The organism is Sphingobacterium sp. CZ-UAM (genome assembly GCF_002000245.1).
Lineage (GTDB): Bacteria > Bacteroidota > Bacteroidia > Sphingobacteriales > Sphingobacteriaceae > Sphingobacterium.
In genome coordinates, this window is record NZ_MTCM01000002.1 from 689709 (window position 1) to 706119 (window position 16411).

The following is a 16411-nucleotide window of genomic DNA, read 5'->3' on the forward strand; positions in this document are numbered from 1 at the left end:
TAAAATATCTTTCTACAATAGCCCTGTCAAATGAATCTTATCAACAGGTGATAAGACGGTTGAACAACAAGAATGTCCCGAAAAAAATGAAAATAATTTTACATAAGTTTAAAAGAGACAAAAACCTTCATTTTTATTGGCTTTTTCCCCATATGGTATCCTTAAAAATAGGTGTTATTCTCAACGACAACGGAGCCGTCCCGCAATCTATAAAATCGTTTTCCCCCATCTATTACAACGATAGATTCTCTATACGGCACCGTTTTGCCTTTAAATCTAATTTTTGTTCTTTTTGGCAGATAAGTCTCAACGATCTTCTTAAATTGTTTAATATTATTTTTGTTATATCGAAGATTAAAGTTTGTAGTGATAGAATGGTCAGTGATGACGACTAATTTATTAGCAATCATAGTATAAAATTGTGGATATGGAATGTCTCCGGTAAACTCATCATAACTTCTATTGTATAAATAGGTAAAAAGAGCATCATTTTTATACTTAGATGATACGGTATTCAGTGTTAATTTCACATAGCCAATATTTTTAAAAATAGAATCTTTTTCTATTTCTTGGGAAATAAAAGAAGCTATACTGTCTCTTAACGTCAGATCTTTGAGCTGAATCTCTGTAATAATAAATTCGCTAGCTTTTGAATCTTTCATCTGACAATTTCCTTTGTCAAAGCACAGGAAAAATATTGCTATCAATAGATATTTCATACCATCTTTTAGTTTATTTTAGAACAATTGGTTGACAGATCACCCACCAATATATTAAAAAAGTTTGTCGATGTTGAATTAAACTGACCAATTGCACCACAACCGATTACCCAATGTTTTAATCCAGGGGCACTAGTAGCAAAAGCCTTATCGTCAGCACCAACATTATGAGATACACCGTTAGTGCCGTCTTGTCGACATGGTGTATGTGTGTGAATGGAAGCGGTGATCGGTATAAAATATTTCCCGGCTGAATGTATAATGCCTGTATACGTACCCGCTGGTGCACCTTGTGTATCGGGATAAGTAAAATAATAGGAAGTTGTTCCATCCGGATTGACATATTTATATGTGCCGCTGGCTTGGCCGCCGTCAAGCGCCAAAACATCAGTCATGATGAGCTGGTTATCGGCAGTTAAATACCCAAAAGTTTCATTGTTAGGGTAATTATTCCACATAAATTGTAATCCGGTACATTTATCACGAAATTCTTTTAGGGGTTTATTTCCCAATGTATTGACAAGATTGCTCGAATTGAAGGAAGAGGGGCCTACTGAACCGCCTGTTCCAATAGGAAAAGTTCCAGTTGGGGGAGTTCCTGTACCACCGGTTCCCGTTCCACCTGTCCCAGTACCACCTGTCCCGGTACCACCAGTTCCAGGAGGATAAACATCCACTACTGGCAGCTCAGTACCCATCAACACAATATTACGTTTGCCCGTAACAGCTTTCAGTGTGTATTTGTTACTTTCGTCAAAATAGCCTATGTCCAGCATTCTGCCATTTATGGTAAATGTTCCCACAGCTATTGAATCCTTTCGGACATATTCATATTGACGCACTAGTCCTATGTACGATCCGTCGTAATAGGTTACCTGTAACTCCCGTGTGCTCTTTGCATCAGTTAATATCAAGGTGGTATAAAGGGTCGAATCTCCCTTTTTTTTGACAACCGTCCCGTTCCAGTCGGGTTTGTTCATGTTTGCAAAGGCCTGCGGGTTGTCGTTGGGCAGAAGCTGGCGCCCATACCATTTGGCCATTTCGGCCACATCTTCAGGAAGCCTGGTTTCAGGGATCCTTTCATCTTTACGGCAGGCATAGACCAGCCACAGTAAAAATACTGCTGACAGAACGTACTTTAAGTTTCTTTTCATTTTAGTTCAATAATTGGTTTCAATTGTTTAATTTGACATTTGGCCTGTATAATATCTTTCTACAATAGCCTTTTCAAATCAATCCTGTCATCAGATGATAAGACGGTTGAACCTTAAGATTGTCCCGAAAAAATTTAAAATAATTTTTAAACAAATTAAGAAGCGGCTAAATCCTTCTTTTTTGGTTCAGAATAACGCACGATTTGTTTTGCCGAATCCGCCATTGCTACTAACGGTTCATTTACTCCTACAGCACTGTGAAATGTAGAAAGTATTAAGGATAGTAGCGTTTCAATATTAATTATACCACTTCTTCGTAATGAATTTATTTTGCCTTGATTCTCAACTTTTATTCTCTAAAAATCTTTTGCTGGAGGTGCTTAAATTTTTGGGAAGCAGCATTGGGGAGGTCACCTAAAAATCCCACTCACTTGAAACTTGAAGGGTTTGGTGAGCGGGATTAAATGTTGATTAAGTTATTCTAATTGTCTCTAATCTTCAAGTTCCTTTTCGAGTTCGATCTTTCTTCGGAAATAAGTGCGCTGTGTGTCGTGATCTATATCTACGATTAGATTTTCATAGGCATGTTTATCAGAGCACAGTTCAGGATAACCAAAGATTGCCTGCACAAATGGATAAATGTTTTCATCTTTTTCTACTAACCTAAAATGCCAATTAAGATTTACTTTTGGCACAATAATTTCGAATAGCTGACAAGGACAGCATGCAATAAACCCCTCGTCGTCAATTAAATAGCCCTGATGGTCTTTGTAAACGATCAATCCCATTACTAAATATTCCTTGCCAACGACTATTGGATAGTTTGATTTAGCAGAAGCGCCAAATCTTCCAAATATATCTTGATTATATATTTCACTATACTCAAAAATGCGCAAACTGGATCCTGTATTATTTATACAACGTATTATCATATAATTCTTAAAACTATTAATTTACAAATTTAAAATCATCAATTGCTATTAAAACTCTATTCACGTGTTTGCCAACATAATGTATTGTAATTTTGGTTCCATCCGGTCTATAATGAATATATTGCATTTTGTCCCAACCCAACCAACGGGGATCTCCCATTCCAGTCATTGCAATAGTGCCTCGAGTGGGATCTGACATTATCTCCTTCATAGCCAATAGTTCATCTAAGTTATTAGCTGTCGTCCTACCTGTTGAACCCAAACCTGAAGGTTGTAATTCAAAAGTATTGACACCGATACCATACAATACATGTGTTAAATATGCATAATATGCAGGATCCTGTATAGCACTGGCCCATGAACCGGTAAGGCCAGCGAAAAAGTCTCCTGATGCCATTTGTATCTGGGAGTGGGAAGGAATGCCATTAAAATAGAAAGCATTTGCCGCTGCACTGTACAATGTATAATTGTTTTGAAACTTACTTAGGGCATCCGCACGAACAATGTATTCAATACCGAAAGTCGTATTCCGAGAAGCTGAATAGAATTTTAATACGCCTTTGGAATCATAATGCGGTGTTAAGGTATAATCACCCACTTTTATACTATTGGCACCTACAGAATAAGTTGAAGAGTTGAGTAACTTACTATTTTTATAACTTGCAATGAGATAAAATTCAATAGGATCACCATTCAATCCGTTTTTTAAATTTGCTAAAACGTTGTCAAATTCGCTTTCCGAGAAGTAAGTGCTAGAGCTTGAACCGCCAGTTCCAATAGGAAAAGTTCCAGTTGGCGGAGTTACTGTACCACCGGTTCCCGTTCCACCTGACCCGGTACCACCAGTTCCCGGTGGATAAACATCCACAATTGGCAGTTCAGTTCCCATCAACACAATATTGCGTTTGCCAGTAACAGCTTTCAGTGTGTATTTGTTATTTGCATCAAAATATCCAATATCAAGCATCCTTCCATTAATAGTAAAACTGCCGACAGCGGTTGAATCCTTTCGTGCATATTCATACTGACGCACAAGTCCAGTGTAGGATTCATCATAATAAATAACCTGGAGCTCACGTACAATTTGTCCGTCTTTCAATAAGAGCGTTGTAAACAATGTTGAATCTCCCTTTTTCTTGACAACAGTTCCCCTCCAATCCGGTTTATTCATATTGGCAAATGCCTGCGGGTTTTCGTTGGGCATGATTTGCCTGTTGTACCATTCGGAGAGTGCATTGATTTCTTCAGAGATCGCTGGAGGTTGTTCGATTTGTAAGTCTTTTTTACAGGCGTAAATAATTCCAAACAGACTGAGCACAACTAAGATTTTGACAAATATTGTCTTCATACGTTAATAAATTAAGTTAATTCATTAACAGGACGGGTGAGAAATGAAATTGTCCCGATATAAGTGAAAATAATTTAAAGCGTGTTGTTAAAATCTGTTAGGAGACATGAAAATTAATTTATAACAGCCCTATAAATTGTGTCTTCCTATCTATCAACAATCTATGCTTTTTGAGAACTTTATATAACTTGTCTTGTCCAATATTTATTCATTATTTCGGAAAGGAGTATATAGACATTTATAAAGCTTGTGGCCACCTAACCCAGGTAGTTCACGGCGAACCAAGCGAACCATTTCTACAGCCAGATTTTCCTGATCCGTATTGTCGTGAAGATGCCAAATATGATCATAATAAGCTTGTCGGCTTTTACCAAACAATTTACAAAGTGGCCCCACCCACATCCTTGTTACATGATTTTCTTTGATTAGCTTTATTATTTGGTACCACGCTTTTTCGGATCTCAATTTTATTCTCCTTTTCAGCATAGTCAATCATAAAGTTAAGACCGTAAATTAGTCCATTGGCTTTTTCTAAAGCTTTCTTCAGATCCTTGATCCGTTTTTTTAGAACAGTAACGTCTTTTGTTCCTGGCTTTTCTATTAATGTTACGGCTCCCTTTTCTAATTTGCGTTTATTATTGCTAATCCAATTGATTAAGATCGTCATATTGGGTAGTCCGTATTTTTTGCAGTTTGTTCTACTGACACATTTTTATAGAGCACCAGCTCTACTAATTTCTCTTTAAATTCTTCTTCGAATTCAAATCGTGAAAAAGCTTTTTCATTTCTGTTTACGTTTTTAATCAAAACTGCAAAGCTATACACGTATAATACCCTATCATAAGGCTCATTTTTGGTATATTGAGCAATATACTTTAAATCATATTCAATTCCTTAACAATAGGCCAGATAACTATATTAAATTTGGGGGAGGTAAAAAGAGGATTGCATAAAAAACTCCTGCCTGTCATTGGGAGATTGAAGCAGGAGTGTCATTATAAACCTAAATATGAAAGAATTCGTTAAAAGAAGGTGAAATGTCTTGGCATCCTTTGTTACTTTAATATACAAAAAAAATGAAAACGTCAGACACATTTGCCAAAAATAATTTCTTATACTAAACAGATCATATCCATCTATCTATGGGAAAAATATTTTTTCGTTAAATTAGGGCTATGGCATTACACTACTTTAAACCCAGAAGAGCTTTCGATTTCAATCCCCATCCATTTGAACTGGGAACTATCATGGGACTCAAAAGGGGGTATGAAGACAATCATTTCCTACTGAAGATATACAGTATGAAAGAGGAATCTTTTGATGATTATTATCGTTACCACCTGAAATATTATCTCTCGGATACAGACCGAACAGAAAAGGAGTTCTTTTCCCACCTTTGGTACATCGTTTCTACCAGGATAGATTACTTCAATAACCAGGATCCATTTTCCAAGAAACATCCACTTTACGTTTCCAATATCAAAAAGCTGAACGGATTTCTGGATTTCCTTTCACCAAAGGACAGGTGGAATATTCGTCCAAATGATATTCTTCTCAAAGAAAAAGATGAACTGATCGCAAAACTACGGGAGGAGAATAAAAAGTTATCCGATTTCACTATTAAACGCAAGATCGAAATATACGATGACTACCATACCACAGTAATTGATCTGTTTCAACAGATGCAAAAATTAAAGCTTCCTAACGGCGCTCCCCTGTTACGTAAGGATATGCTCAGCCCCTATTATAAAATTGTGTCCAATTATTTTAGCAACAACAAAAAGAAGATCAGTATAGACACTGCTAAGAATTATTTTGTAGGTAAAGATGATTCACAGAAAGAAGTAAAAATTCCAGAAGATCGGCAGCTGTTCGTCATCTTGCCTAAAAAGAAGGATTGATCCCATCCTGTTTGATCCCTGAACATGACCATCGTGCCGAGTTGGTCATCCAAACCTCCTCACAATAACCCAATTTTGTAGCATTGACCCGGTAATAACAGGGGCTTATATTGTTCAACAAAATTGGTATAGCATGCTATTAGACATCCTGACAAAAGAAGACCTGTCGCAGTTCAAGAAAGAACTGCTCGAAGAAATCAGACAGATCCTGACAAAAGAAAAAACTAACGAGAACAGGGAGTGGCTCCGCAGCCGTGAGGTAAGAAAAAAACTGAAAATATCTCCGGGTACACTACAGAACCTACGGATCACGGGCACCCTCCCATTCAAGAAAATCGGCGGTAGCATGTATTATCGTGCCAGCGATGTGGATAAGATGATGGAAGGAGGTGAAGGTAATGGATAACAATATAGGTGATTATAACTTTAGCCGTTACTTTGAACATATCGCACAGGATAATAGACTCCTTCCGTCACACATCGGGCTGGTCATGGCACTTTTCTATTATCAGGGGAAGAACGATCCTCTGGATTTCTTCCATTCCAGCCGCAGGAAGCTGATGCATTTTTCACGGATACGTTCCATCGCTACCTATCACAGATGTCTCTCCGAACTTGTGCGGTATGGCTATCTTGAGTACATCCCTTCCTGGCATCCTACCAGGGCCAGCAGATTTAGGTTTATCGCTAACAATAATCCTGGTAGCAATGGTTAGACCAAATGAAAACGCAAGGTACTCCCGCTTCCCTATGGAAGTGGGCTGCAGGCTTGAGCATATTTCCCGTAAGCTGGGTCGGACAAAGCGTCTACTGGTCATGCAGATGGTCGATTATTTCTACAGGAGCAAGAAGGATCCTGCAGAACTGAATGACGAGGTTCTGAAAAAGGTACTTTCCAGTAGCGAACCGTATACTTTCATTTATCCGAAAACAAGAAGCGGTTCCCGCCTTGGTTCCTATGTATCCTCTGGTAGACGGGTCAAGTGCTCATTAACAAAAATAATTTGTACAAACCTATATGTTTAATTTGAAAAATTTGTAGGCCGAGGCCTTTTTGAAGAGCTTAATCAGAAATTTTTGAAAAATAGTAACCATAGTTTTTCAATGGAAATCTGAAAAATCTTTATTTTTGTTTAAATTAGTTGGAAAAATTTGCGAAAAGACACGTTGTTAGTCTGAAAAATTTATACCGACAAAATGATTGGCTATAATTAATTCCAAAAATTTGTAAAGATCATGGACAAGGATATCCCATTACACCTACAGGAAATAGTATTTTCTTCCAGCGATTCCAACATAAGCAGAACCATTGGCAAACTTGTCAAAGAAGGAAAACTGAGGAAGATCGCACCGAAGATATATACCCCGAATCTGCAGGAAGAGCCGGAGGCTATTGTGTTTCGGAATAGGTTCAAGATCATCGGACATCTATATCCCGGTATTCTGCTCAGTCACCGCTCCGCGCTGGAATTTAAACCCACAGATACCGGTGATATGTTCCTAACTTATACCTATGATAGGAAGGTCAAGCTCCCGGGACTTACATTGAATTTAATGCAGGGACAAGAGCCGCTCCCGGAAGATTTACTGTTTTCCGATGGACTCTATGTCTCAGGACAGGAACGTGCATTATTGGAGAACCTACAGGAATCGCGTAAAGTTGGCGGGGAGTCCAAAACATGGACAATTCCTCAGATAGAAGAAAAATTGGATCAGATTGTACGGGTCAAAGGTGAACAGGGGCTAAATGAATTTCGGGATAGGGCAAGGGAAATCAGTGCCAGGCTGGGCATGGATAAGGAGTTCGAAAAGCTGAACCGATTGGTCGGTGCAATGTTGTCGACCAAGCCCTCGAGCATCTTGAAATCTTCGGTGGCCATTGCCCGGGCGTTTGGGCATCCCTATGATCCGGCACGGTTGGAACTCTTCGAAAAACTCTTTGTGGAATTGCAGCAGCGTGAGTTTGCAGATATATATGACGCAAACCAAACGCCCCGGGCATTCCGTAATTTTGCTTTCTACGAAGCCTATTTCTCTAACTTCATCGAGGGGACCCGTTTTGAGGTAGAGGAGGCTCTGAGGATCATTGATAGCGGAAGGCCATTGCCTGCAAGGGGTGAAGATTCTCATGATATACTGGGAACTTACCAAATGGTCAGTAATCGCGGGGAAATGCAGGTTGTCCCCAAGAATTCTGATGAGCTCGTTCATATCCTTCGTTATCGACATAAGACCATGCTGACTGCCAGACCGGACAAAAATCCCGGCGAGTTCAAGGACCGTAATAACCGGGCCGGTGATACTGAATTTGTCGACCATGAGCTTGTCGGAGGTACATTGGTACAGGGGTTTAATTTCTACAGAGCATTGAGGCACCCATTTGCCAGAGCCGCATTCATGATGTTTATGATCAGCGAGGTACATCCTTTTTTGGATGGAAATGGAAGATTGGCAAGAGTGATGATGAATGCTGAACTGACCAGCCAGGGACAGACCAAGATCATTATTCCAACCGTTTTCCGCGAAGATTACCTTGGCGCACTCAGACAATTGACACGCAGACAGCAGCCGGATACCTTTATACGGATGTTGCAGAGAGCACAGTTGTTCAGCGAAACGATTAAGGGAGAAGACCTGTCTGCCATGCAGCATGTGCTTGAAGCGAGTAACGCTTTCAGGGAGGACGACGGATATATTCTTCAGATTGCTACCCCGAACCGAAAGCCATGGGAGCAGGATGACGATGGACAGGACAGGGGTAGTAGCCCCAGACGTTAATTTCTCATTACATTAAGTCCTGAGGAGAGAGTGTAACAGGTGATAAAGATATGGACCAAAATTCCATATTTTAGCATTTTCAAGCACTCTATTGGGCTATTCTCAGCATTGGAAAGAAAAACCGAGTTGCGAAGATTTTTCTCCCTTTAGCCAGCGACTCCCCAAACGGGATGTCGCTGGCTAAAGGCAAGATGGTTTTCGGGGTACCCGAAAACACAACTTGCAGGTAACAAAACATGAGTAGGTTTTGTTGCATGAACGAATCTCCGGTTGAATAACAACGAGATTCGATAGGCTGTGGGGCAAGCCTAATAGCCTATAAGCACGATTGCCCAATAGCTTATTTGGATAATAGCCTATTAGACCAATAGCCTCCTCTGCCTGCATTCAATTGTAAATCTTAAGAGAACCGTCATTTCTTGAAAAATATTTACAGGGTAACTCTAGACCTTAATATCGTCTTTTATCTAAAATTGAAATAAAAAAGGCCCCCACCCCAAGGGATAGAGACCAAGTTCTCAGCCTTTAATTTAAATATATGGATCTATTTACTTCTTAATTTTTCCTCCAATTCTGCGATAAGTTTGGATTGAATCTCTATCGTACGATCCTTTTCCTCAAGTAATTTTTCATATAATTTGATTTCATTTTCCGATTTATCATTTATGGTCACATGTGAATTATTGAAACCTACTTTATTGTCCTTTATTTCACTAATATAAATGCTATCATCTGTATTAATTAAATCTTCAACTGGTATATCATAAACATTAGCAATTTGTTTTAATCTATCCAAATCTAGACGCGTAATTCCATTTTCAATTTTCTGCCAAGTTTTCACATGGATATGGAGGTTGTCCGCCATCTCTTGTTGCGTCATACCCTCAGCCTCTCTGAACCGTTTAATTTTTGATTGTATAGCTCCCATATTTCTTACTTATTTATCTAAATAGACACTAAAAGTATCCTTAAAGATACTAAAAGTAGGCGTAATTTTGAAATGCAAATTCCGACCTTTATAAAAGGTAAAATTCTTTTTAAAAATATATTGAATAAATGAAATATTAAAAAGTAGCAAAAAAAGAAATATTATATTTGCACTCTATAGAGGGTGTTCACAATAAAGAGCCTCGTCCAAGCAATGTAGGAAATTTCAAGGACGCGAGGGGTAAGTGGACACCCGACACCAAGGCATTTGCGTTGGGTCGGGGCACTTATTGGTTGCGTCTAGAGTGATCTTCGGGTCACTCCCCATTCCTACATGGGAGCTTGGACAATTCAATATGCCCCGACCTAACGTTTTTTTTGATCGGTGCTGAAATGGCTCAAAACTTGATGAGCCATGAATTACAAAAAACAATTACTTCAAAATTTAATCTGTCCACCGGAATAACCCTACGGATACCTATATACCGTCCCTTCTATCCCGGCCGAATCCTTCACAAATTTTCCAAGGGACAGGGACGATTATTTTTATAGTTATAAGCCAGAACAAACCAATTTTCCATCGAAAAATTCTCTGGAAAACGCAGAACGGAAACTTTATACCATTTTGCTCCAGTGATTTTTCGACCATATACAGACTGGTTTATGACCATTCTAATAATTAATAAATTACTTTTTTAAATCGGGAATTTATAAGAGAAATACTTGTTAAGTATTTGTGCTATTACAGAACATTAAACGAACACATGGAGCAAATAATTCATATCGGAAGTAAGATCAGACGGGCCAGAGAGCTAAGGGGGATCAAACAAGAAGTATTGGCCAATGAACTTGGCATAAGCCAGTCGGCAATATCAGTTATCGAGCAGAGTGAGTACATCGATGAGAACAAGCTACAGCGTATAGCAGAGGTATTGGACGTCAGTGCAAAGGCAATCATCAATTTCAGCGAAGAAGCACTCGTGTTCCATATCCAGTGTATGTATGATAATATGATGGCACGCACCTATAATTTTAAATCCAGTTACAACCCTCTGGACAAGGTTATCGAACTCTACGAGCGCCTTTTGGAAAGCGAAAGGGAAAAGAAACGATTCATGAACAAAGATTAAAGTAATGGAAACTACGAGAGGTGTAAGAACTATTTCTAATGGAGAAAGGATCGAACAGATCAGAAAGTTAATGGGCATGAGCCAGACAGAGCTTGGGCGAAGATTAGGTGTCAGTAAGCAGGCTATATCCAAAATGGAACGCGCCAAAAACATTAGACAAGAGAAGTTCGCAAGGATAGCTCATGCATTGAACCTATCTGAAGATATCATTGAAAGTTTCAGTCAGGACAAGCTAATACTGCAAATAGAAAACATGTTTAGCATTTCAACAGTCTACACAAACAATTTAAATTGTCAGCACAATGCCTTTGACAAGGTAATCGAGCTCTATGAACGGCTACTCCAGCTCGAAAGAGATAAAGTAAAGATTCTGAGAAATAAACTCAGATAAAACAAGACTGTTCAATTTTAGCAAATAAATGACATGCGGAACAATTTTTTGCTCATATAACAGATAGGATGGAATATACTTAAAATCAAAATGTTTCATGATTTAACTCCATTGTGCGTCTGTGAGATAATTTAGAAACGTTATTTCCCGGACTTCGATGTCTGTAACCTCTACAGGATAACTCAAAGTGCAGATTCTTATTGATCTGCACTTTAAAATCTTAAAAGTCGAAATTATCCATAATCTCCTTAATTTTAGACTCATTGGGAAAGGAGAATTTTATCATGCACCCATAAACAATACATTTATATACAGATAATCTTGTAGTCCTACCGAGCATTTGAAAAGTTCTCAATTTTCTTCTGAGCTCAATAACTGGAACAGAATCTACCAGATAAGGCTCCGCTTCCTGTATATACCCTTCCTGGTTAAAATAGCGGACGGGCTCATCGAAAAATATGGTTTCGTCAGTAACTATGGTAACCATCGTGATCTGAGGTGAAATTGAAACCTGTACATTTTTAAAAATATGTTTTCCGACCTGCATACTTTTGAAATTGTATATATTTCCAAGTTCTTCGGTATATACCTGATCTTTCAGATTAACTCCACTGAAATCCTGGTTTTTTATTATCGATCTAAATAAGGGATGGCCCTCTAAAAGAGTTAAAAAATGTTCATTATTTTCCATAAGATTAACACCCTCCTGCACCAAATATTGACTTGCTGTATTCTCTAATTGATGTTGTGTTGTAATTATTCTTAAATGTTACTCTACCTCCAACAGTTTTCATTTCATAATTCAGGATGCCCATAAATCTTTTGAACAATAATTCCAGTTCAACACCATTTTTTGGAGGTGGCGAGTTTTCTATCTGACTTTCCAGCGCATTTTCAGCTCGGTCTTTTAGTTCTGCCGTTAAAATTGCTGCTGCTCTGGCAGTAATCATGTCATCATTGTCACGCATTCTAGGGAACTCAAAGTACACGGTTCTATCGAATGTTGCGCGAAAATAATCTACCTGAACCTGCCCCTTCAAATTTACCCATTCTGTAGTAAAATCAAATCTTAAATCTGTTACGCCACAGACCTGGTAATCACCACCTGCAACAGGTTCATATGCAAAACTGGCACAGTTTGACTTTAGATCCGGATCTCTCTCTCCGTTGTATTCAACACTGATTCCCCCTTCCTCGTAACCTTCAACTCCTGTACCGCCCCCTGCCCCCGTTCCGGTTGTTCCTCCATCGGAACTGTATTGATCGAAATCGTAAAATAATGGTATATTACTTTGCCAGGGATCCATAAGTGTCCAAGGTGTTGTAGATCCGTATACTTGAACTTCTGGTAAAGTGCCTCCAACTTTTGTACCGGAAGGACAATCAAACTCACTTGGAGTATCGCCATCATATTCAATTGGTCTACCATACTCGTCAACAAAAGGATAACCTGGCCAGCATGCTAATTTCTTAACTTTAGGTTTTTGTTGTGCCTGGTCATCTTTTTGACAACTATTGAACACGAATAGAAATGCAGTAGAAATTACTACAAATGTTTTAAAAGTACTTCTGAGATTGGTTCTCTGTTTCATTTTGTTGTTAATAATTATGTTTAACTGCTAGTAATTAACTTAGGTCAAAGTTGATCTTAGTCTAACTTAACATCGGATATAAGACGGTTGAAACTTTAAATTGTCCCAAAGTTTCTGAAAGTACTTTTTCTAAATATTCTAGCAATGGAAGGCTTGTTTTTATTTTGATTAGATAGCTTATAGATAAATTATGATACAAATTTTGGGACAAATTGATATTCTAACCGTCATAATTGGAGATAGAAAATAATAGTCCGCTACAGTTAAAAAGGTGTATCATGCTAATTAAACAACTAAAGTCCAAATGGATAATCAAAAGTAGTTTTATCATATTTCCAATTTGGTGTCTCTCGGCTTGTAAGAAAAGTAATGACGAAAGTATATCACCTAATATATCTCCAACAACGGGAACTCGTACCGAATTTACTTTAGATTCTATATTTTTGTATGCAAAGGAAATCTATTTATGGCAAGATGCTCTACCAGATTATGCTACTTTTAGCCCTAGGACTAGGTATGCTGGTATATTTTCAGATCTGGCCGCATTTCAAAAAGAGCTCTATGATATCACACAGTATAAGTTAAATGCAAATGGAATACCTTACGAAAAATCTCTTTTGGGAGAATATCCTCGTTATTCCTCGATCGGACTGAGTAATACTTCTTCTGCAGTTGTGGCTTCTATTACTGCAACTAAGCAATCTCAAGATCAATTGCAGGCAGCCTCTATAGATTTGGGAAAAGTCAGTTATTTAGACATTGACGCGTTTGTAGATCTCGATGATATAAAACCAAGATTAGATAACATGTTTAGTGGTTATGCTGTAAATAACATCGAAACGTTAATCATTGATCTGCGCAATAATCGAGGTGGGCATGTAGAAACTGTAGAATATCTAGCGAACCTGATTGCTCCCAGTACGATCAATGGAAAAATTATGTTTTCAGAACTGTGTAATCCGATACTGCGCTCAGGAAATGCCAAGATATTAAAAAATCAACCTTATCTAGAAGAAGGTAAACCAGTGAAATACAAGGATCGATTTGCTACTTTAGCTGATATTGACTTCTCAGAGGAAGAAAATACTACGAAATTTAAGAAAGAAGGTAAATTGGAAACAATTAAAAAAATATATTTTATTGTAAACAACCAAACGGCATCTGCTAGTGAACTGCTGATCAGTTGCTTTAAGCCCCACATCCCGATTAGGCTGGTTGGCCAAAGAACCTATGGCAAACCTGTGGTTTTTTTTCCAATCAATATCGATAAATTCAAGGTAAATATGATAAGCTTTCTACTCCGTAACGCAGATGGTTGGTCTGCTTACTTTGATGGGATGAAACCAGATATTTCTGTATCACCTGACTCTCCAACGGATAGAACAGAAACATTTCTCACAGCAATATTAAACGACTTCACGATGAAACTAGCACAAAAGACCACCAAGCCCCCATTAAAGGCAATTGTAAAAGCTGGTTTGGATAGCGCAAATGATGGTCAGAATCAAAACGGTCAAATTATTCCTTTGATTAAAAAACATTATAAATTAAAGAAATAGGAACCTAAATCCACATTTAGATTGTAATAGTAGTAGCTATTATATGTGCAATACCAACAGATTCATTATAGGTATAGAAATCTCTTTATGTAGATATTGCTGAACGATCTCAACTTATTTGCTTTTTAAAACGCGTCATACATCTCTATTGGGAATAGTTGTTGATGTAATTATGGTAGGCATGTATGCATTAAATTGGGTGGCGATATATGGGATATCACTACCCAATTTTTATTGATATCAAGTTGCCTGCTCTAGCCGGCACCGATAAAAGTAAAGGGCTGTGGATTACATAGTACCTTCACAACAGCTTCTTTCCTTGGTGAGGGTTTACCTTTCATCTTTCTTTCCAGTTTTTCCATATCGGCAGCTACCCGGTTGTCCAATAATTTTGCATAATGCTGCGTAGTCTTAATGTCCGTATGTCCAAGCATCTTGGAAACAGTTTCGATAGGTACACTATTGGCCAGTGTAACAGAAGTCGCGAACGTATGGCGTGATTTATGGAAGGTCAGCTCTTTGGTGATCTCGCACAGGTCCGCTATTTCCTTTAAATAGCTGTTCATTTTCTGATTGCTGAGAACAGGCAATACCATATCTTTCGCTATGCAGGGCGAATAATCGCGGTATCTTTCAATAATTTCAAGTGCCTTTGCCAATAGCGGAATATTTGATGATGTTTCTGTTTTTTCCCTGCTTGTGAAGATCCATAGTTTTCCGTCCATACCCTCGGCAATATCGACCCATTTTAATTTCTTCACATCCGCATAGGAAAGTCCTGTGTAGCAGCAAAAGACAAAGATATCACGCACATGCGCTAATCTTGGTATCTTGAATTCCTTTTCTTCTATCCGACGAAGTTCCGCATCTGTTAGAAACTCCTTTTCTTTAGCCTTCGCTTTGATCTTGTAGAATGCAAATGGATCATATGTGATCCAACGGTGTGCAATACAGATCTTGATGATCTTGCGCAGATGTTTCATGTATTTTGCCGCCGATACAGCCGAACAACCCATTCTAGAACGCAGAAAAAACTCGTATCCGGTAACGAAAGCATGGTCAATCTTTCTTGTGTCAATATCCTTCGACCTGTATTCTTTTTCCAGATATCCACCAACATGGGAAAAAGAGGTTTTATAACCTTTGAGGGTATTGGGCTTAAATCCATTGCCCAAAAGCTCTTCCATCTGTAAGTTATGCTCCATGAATACATCTAAAAAGTTTTTGCGTTTGATATCCTTTCCCTGAAACCGCAGTTTAATGGACTCCGCTGTAATTTCTTCCCCTGCCGCTACCATAGTGGTATGGATCGTGCTGACTTTAGTTACGAGTGTATCAAGGTAACTGTTCAAGGTCTTTATAGTTTCTGTTGTACCTTTTACGCGGTTAGCTTTGGAATTCCATTTCGACGGCTCGCATTCACGTCCCGTGGAGACCTCTTTTGGCAGGCCACTGACGGTAATCCGCATGTAGATTGGCTTAGCACCGCCGCTGTAATTTTTTGATTTCTTCAAGTAGAAGAGCAAGGAATAATTTGTACTCATGACAACATGATTTAAGTGAAACAAATTTAGCCTTGCAGCTAAAACGGATCAAGATGTTTAATTTTAGAACAACTTGACTATAAGTATGTTATCATCATTTCAGTGAGTAGATACATGAGCGAAAATGACTCACTGAATGACTCACTTTTTTCTCGGGAATCAATATAGGCTTTGTAGATACTGAAAAACAAAAAAGCCTGCAAACGTTTAATTTGCAGGCTTTTGTATGTTTTGACTTTTAGATCTGTAGCCCGTAGGGGAATCGAACCCCTGTTTCAAGAATGAAAATCTTGCGTCCTAACCCCTAGACGAACGGGCCGTTTTCTGTTTCGGTGTGCAAATATAGAAAGATTTCTAAACTTCACCAAATTTTTATGAAAATTTTATTCATTTTTTTTAAAATAGATCGCAAAGCCCTCTAAAATAGCTATATTTA

Annotated in this window: 16 protein-coding genes and 1 tRNA gene; 7 read left to right on the forward strand and 10 right to left on the reverse strand. The window is 38.4% G+C overall.

Features of this window, described 5'->3' with window-relative positions; translation table 11 throughout:
• Window positions 1–161 precede the first annotated feature (161 nt).
• The 5 genes from BWD42_RS12905 to BWD42_RS12925 all read right to left on the reverse strand — a co-directional run bounded on the left by BWD42_RS12905 (window position 162) and on the right by BWD42_RS12925 (window position 4820).
• Complete coding sequence (locus tag BWD42_RS12905) at window positions 162–662, reverse strand: hypothetical protein (protein ID WP_139351148.1); 501 nt, start codon at window positions 660–662, stop codon at window positions 162–164.
• A 65-nt stretch (window positions 663–727) separates the two neighbouring features.
• Window positions 728–1873: a hypothetical protein gene (locus BWD42_RS24755; protein WP_077436787.1), complete on the reverse strand. Its 1146-nt coding sequence runs from the start codon at window positions 1871–1873 to the stop codon at window positions 728–730.
• Window positions 1874–2364: 491 nt separating this feature from the next.
• Window positions 2365–2805: a hypothetical protein gene (locus BWD42_RS12915; RefSeq protein WP_077436788.1), complete on the reverse strand. Its 441-nt coding sequence runs from the start codon at window positions 2803–2805 to the stop codon at window positions 2365–2367.
• Between the two features lie 16 nt (window positions 2806–2821).
• Complete coding sequence (locus tag BWD42_RS12920; protein WP_077436789.1) at window positions 2822–4153, reverse strand: hypothetical protein; 1332 nt, start codon at window positions 4151–4153, stop codon at window positions 2822–2824.
• A gap of 379 nt (window positions 4154–4532) precedes the next feature.
• Window positions 4533–4820 carry a hypothetical protein gene (locus BWD42_RS12925; RefSeq protein WP_077436790.1) on the reverse strand — a complete coding sequence of 96 codons (288 nt, stop codon included), beginning with the start codon at window positions 4818–4820 and terminating at the stop codon, window positions 4533–4535.
• 508 nt (window positions 4821–5328) lie between these two features.
• On the opposite strand from BWD42_RS12925, the gene BWD42_RS12930 reads away from it, so the two are divergent.
• From BWD42_RS12930 to BWD42_RS12945, 4 genes are all read left to right on the forward strand, one after another.
• The gene (locus tag BWD42_RS12930) at window positions 5329–6054 is read left to right on the forward strand and encodes a TMF family protein (protein ID WP_077436791.1); all 726 of its coding nucleotides are present in this window, start codon (window positions 5329–5331) and stop codon (window positions 6052–6054) included.
• Window positions 6055–6187: 133 nt separating this feature from the next.
• The gene (locus tag BWD42_RS12935) at window positions 6188–6460 is read left to right on the forward strand and encodes a helix-turn-helix domain-containing protein (RefSeq protein WP_077436792.1); all 273 of its coding nucleotides are present in this window, start codon (window positions 6188–6190) and stop codon (window positions 6458–6460) included.
• Window positions 6453–6770, forward strand: a complete 318-nt coding sequence (locus tag BWD42_RS12940; protein WP_077436793.1) for a hypothetical protein — start codon at window positions 6453–6455, stop codon at window positions 6768–6770. The genes BWD42_RS12935 and BWD42_RS12940 overlap by 8 nt, the downstream gene beginning before the upstream one ends.
• Before the next feature lie 520 nt (window positions 6771–7290).
• Window positions 7291–8832, forward strand: a complete 1542-nt coding sequence (locus BWD42_RS12945) for a Fic family protein (protein WP_077436794.1) — start codon at window positions 7291–7293, stop codon at window positions 8830–8832.
• Between the two features lie 544 nt (window positions 8833–9376).
• Here the strand turns inward: BWD42_RS12945 and BWD42_RS12950 are convergent.
• Window positions 9377–9760: a helix-turn-helix domain-containing protein gene (locus BWD42_RS12950; RefSeq protein ID WP_077436795.1), complete on the reverse strand. Its 384-nt coding sequence runs from the start codon at window positions 9758–9760 to the stop codon at window positions 9377–9379.
• Window positions 9761–10523: 763 nt separating this feature from the next.
• Between BWD42_RS12950 and BWD42_RS12955 the strand changes: the two genes are divergently transcribed.
• Window positions 10524–10889 carry a helix-turn-helix domain-containing protein gene (locus tag BWD42_RS12955; RefSeq protein WP_077436796.1) on the forward strand — a complete coding sequence of 122 codons (366 nt, stop codon included), beginning with the start codon at window positions 10524–10526 and terminating at the stop codon, window positions 10887–10889.
• A 4-nt stretch (window positions 10890–10893) separates the two neighbouring features.
• On the forward strand, window positions 10894–11280 hold the full coding sequence (locus BWD42_RS12960) for a helix-turn-helix domain-containing protein (protein ID WP_077436797.1): 387 nt from the start codon (window positions 10894–10896) through the stop codon (window positions 11278–11280).
• A gap of 220 nt (window positions 11281–11500) precedes the next feature.
• Here BWD42_RS12960 and BWD42_RS12965 read toward each other — a convergent pair whose 3' ends face one another.
• Both BWD42_RS12965 and BWD42_RS12970 read right to left on the reverse strand, forming a co-directional pair.
• Entirely contained in the window at window positions 11501–11971 is a 471-nt protein-coding gene (locus BWD42_RS12965; RefSeq protein ID WP_077436798.1) for a hypothetical protein, read from the reverse strand.
• Between the two features lie 4 nt (window positions 11972–11975).
• The gene (locus tag BWD42_RS12970) at window positions 11976–12872 is read right to left on the reverse strand and encodes a hypothetical protein (RefSeq protein ID WP_077436799.1); all 897 of its coding nucleotides are present in this window, start codon (window positions 12870–12872) and stop codon (window positions 11976–11978) included.
• Window positions 12873–13150: 278 nt separating this feature from the next.
• Here BWD42_RS12970 and BWD42_RS12975 point away from each other — a divergent pair, with 278 nt between their 5' ends.
• A complete protein-coding gene (locus BWD42_RS12975) occupies window positions 13151–14431 on the forward strand; it encodes a S41 family peptidase (protein WP_077436800.1) in 1281 nt (426 codons plus the stop codon).
• A gap of 254 nt (window positions 14432–14685) precedes the next feature.
• Here BWD42_RS12975 and BWD42_RS12980 read toward each other — a convergent pair whose 3' ends face one another.
• Together BWD42_RS12980 and BWD42_RS12985 are read right to left on the reverse strand one after the other, a co-directional pair.
• On the reverse strand, window positions 14686–15975 hold the full coding sequence (locus BWD42_RS12980) for a site-specific integrase (RefSeq protein WP_077436801.1): 1290 nt from the start codon (window positions 15973–15975) through the stop codon (window positions 14686–14688).
• 247 nt (window positions 15976–16222) lie between these two features.
• Window positions 16223–16294 (reverse strand) — tRNA-Glu (locus BWD42_RS12985).
• Window positions 16295–16411: the final 117 nt, after the last annotated feature.

Excerpts from the sequence above, each read along its gene's own strand:
- BWD42_RS12905 (WP_139351148.1), bottom strand. The coding sequence starts at position 662 with ATGAAAGATTCAAAAGCTAGCGAATTTATTATTACAGAGATTCAGCTC.
- BWD42_RS24755 (WP_077436787.1), bottom strand. The coding sequence starts at position 1,873 with ATGAAAAGAAACTTAAAGTACGTTCTGTCAGCAGTATTTTTACTGTGG.
- BWD42_RS12915 (WP_077436788.1), bottom strand. The coding sequence starts at position 2,805 with ATGATAATACGTTGTATAAATAATACAGGATCCAGTTTGCGCATTTTT.
- BWD42_RS12920 (WP_077436789.1), bottom strand. The coding sequence starts at position 4,153 with ATGAAGACAATATTTGTCAAAATCTTAGTTGTGCTCAGTCTGTTTGGA.
- BWD42_RS12925 (WP_077436790.1), bottom strand. The coding sequence starts at position 4,820 with ATGACGATCTTAATCAATTGGATTAGCAATAATAAACGCAAATTAGAA.
- BWD42_RS12930 (WP_077436791.1), top strand. The coding sequence starts at position 5,329 with ATGGCATTACACTACTTTAAACCCAGAAGAGCTTTCGATTTCAATCCC.
- BWD42_RS12935 (WP_077436792.1), top strand. The coding sequence starts at position 6,188 with ATGCTATTAGACATCCTGACAAAAGAAGACCTGTCGCAGTTCAAGAAA.
- BWD42_RS12940 (WP_077436793.1), top strand. The coding sequence starts at position 6,453 with ATGGATAACAATATAGGTGATTATAACTTTAGCCGTTACTTTGAACAT.
- BWD42_RS12945 (WP_077436794.1), top strand. The coding sequence starts at position 7,291 with ATGGACAAGGATATCCCATTACACCTACAGGAAATAGTATTTTCTTCC.
- BWD42_RS12950 (WP_077436795.1), bottom strand. The coding sequence starts at position 9,760 with ATGGGAGCTATACAATCAAAAATTAAACGGTTCAGAGAGGCTGAGGGT.
- BWD42_RS12955 (WP_077436796.1), top strand. The coding sequence starts at position 10,524 with ATGGAGCAAATAATTCATATCGGAAGTAAGATCAGACGGGCCAGAGAG.
- BWD42_RS12960 (WP_077436797.1), top strand. The coding sequence starts at position 10,894 with ATGGAAACTACGAGAGGTGTAAGAACTATTTCTAATGGAGAAAGGATC.
- BWD42_RS12965 (WP_077436798.1), bottom strand. The coding sequence starts at position 11,971 with ATGGAAAATAATGAACATTTTTTAACTCTTTTAGAGGGCCATCCCTTA.
- BWD42_RS12970 (WP_077436799.1), bottom strand. The coding sequence starts at position 12,872 with ATGAAACAGAGAACCAATCTCAGAAGTACTTTTAAAACATTTGTAGTA.
- BWD42_RS12975 (WP_077436800.1), top strand. The coding sequence starts at position 13,151 with ATGCTAATTAAACAACTAAAGTCCAAATGGATAATCAAAAGTAGTTTT.
- BWD42_RS12980 (WP_077436801.1), bottom strand. The coding sequence starts at position 15,975 with ATGAGTACAAATTATTCCTTGCTCTTCTACTTGAAGAAATCAAAAAAT.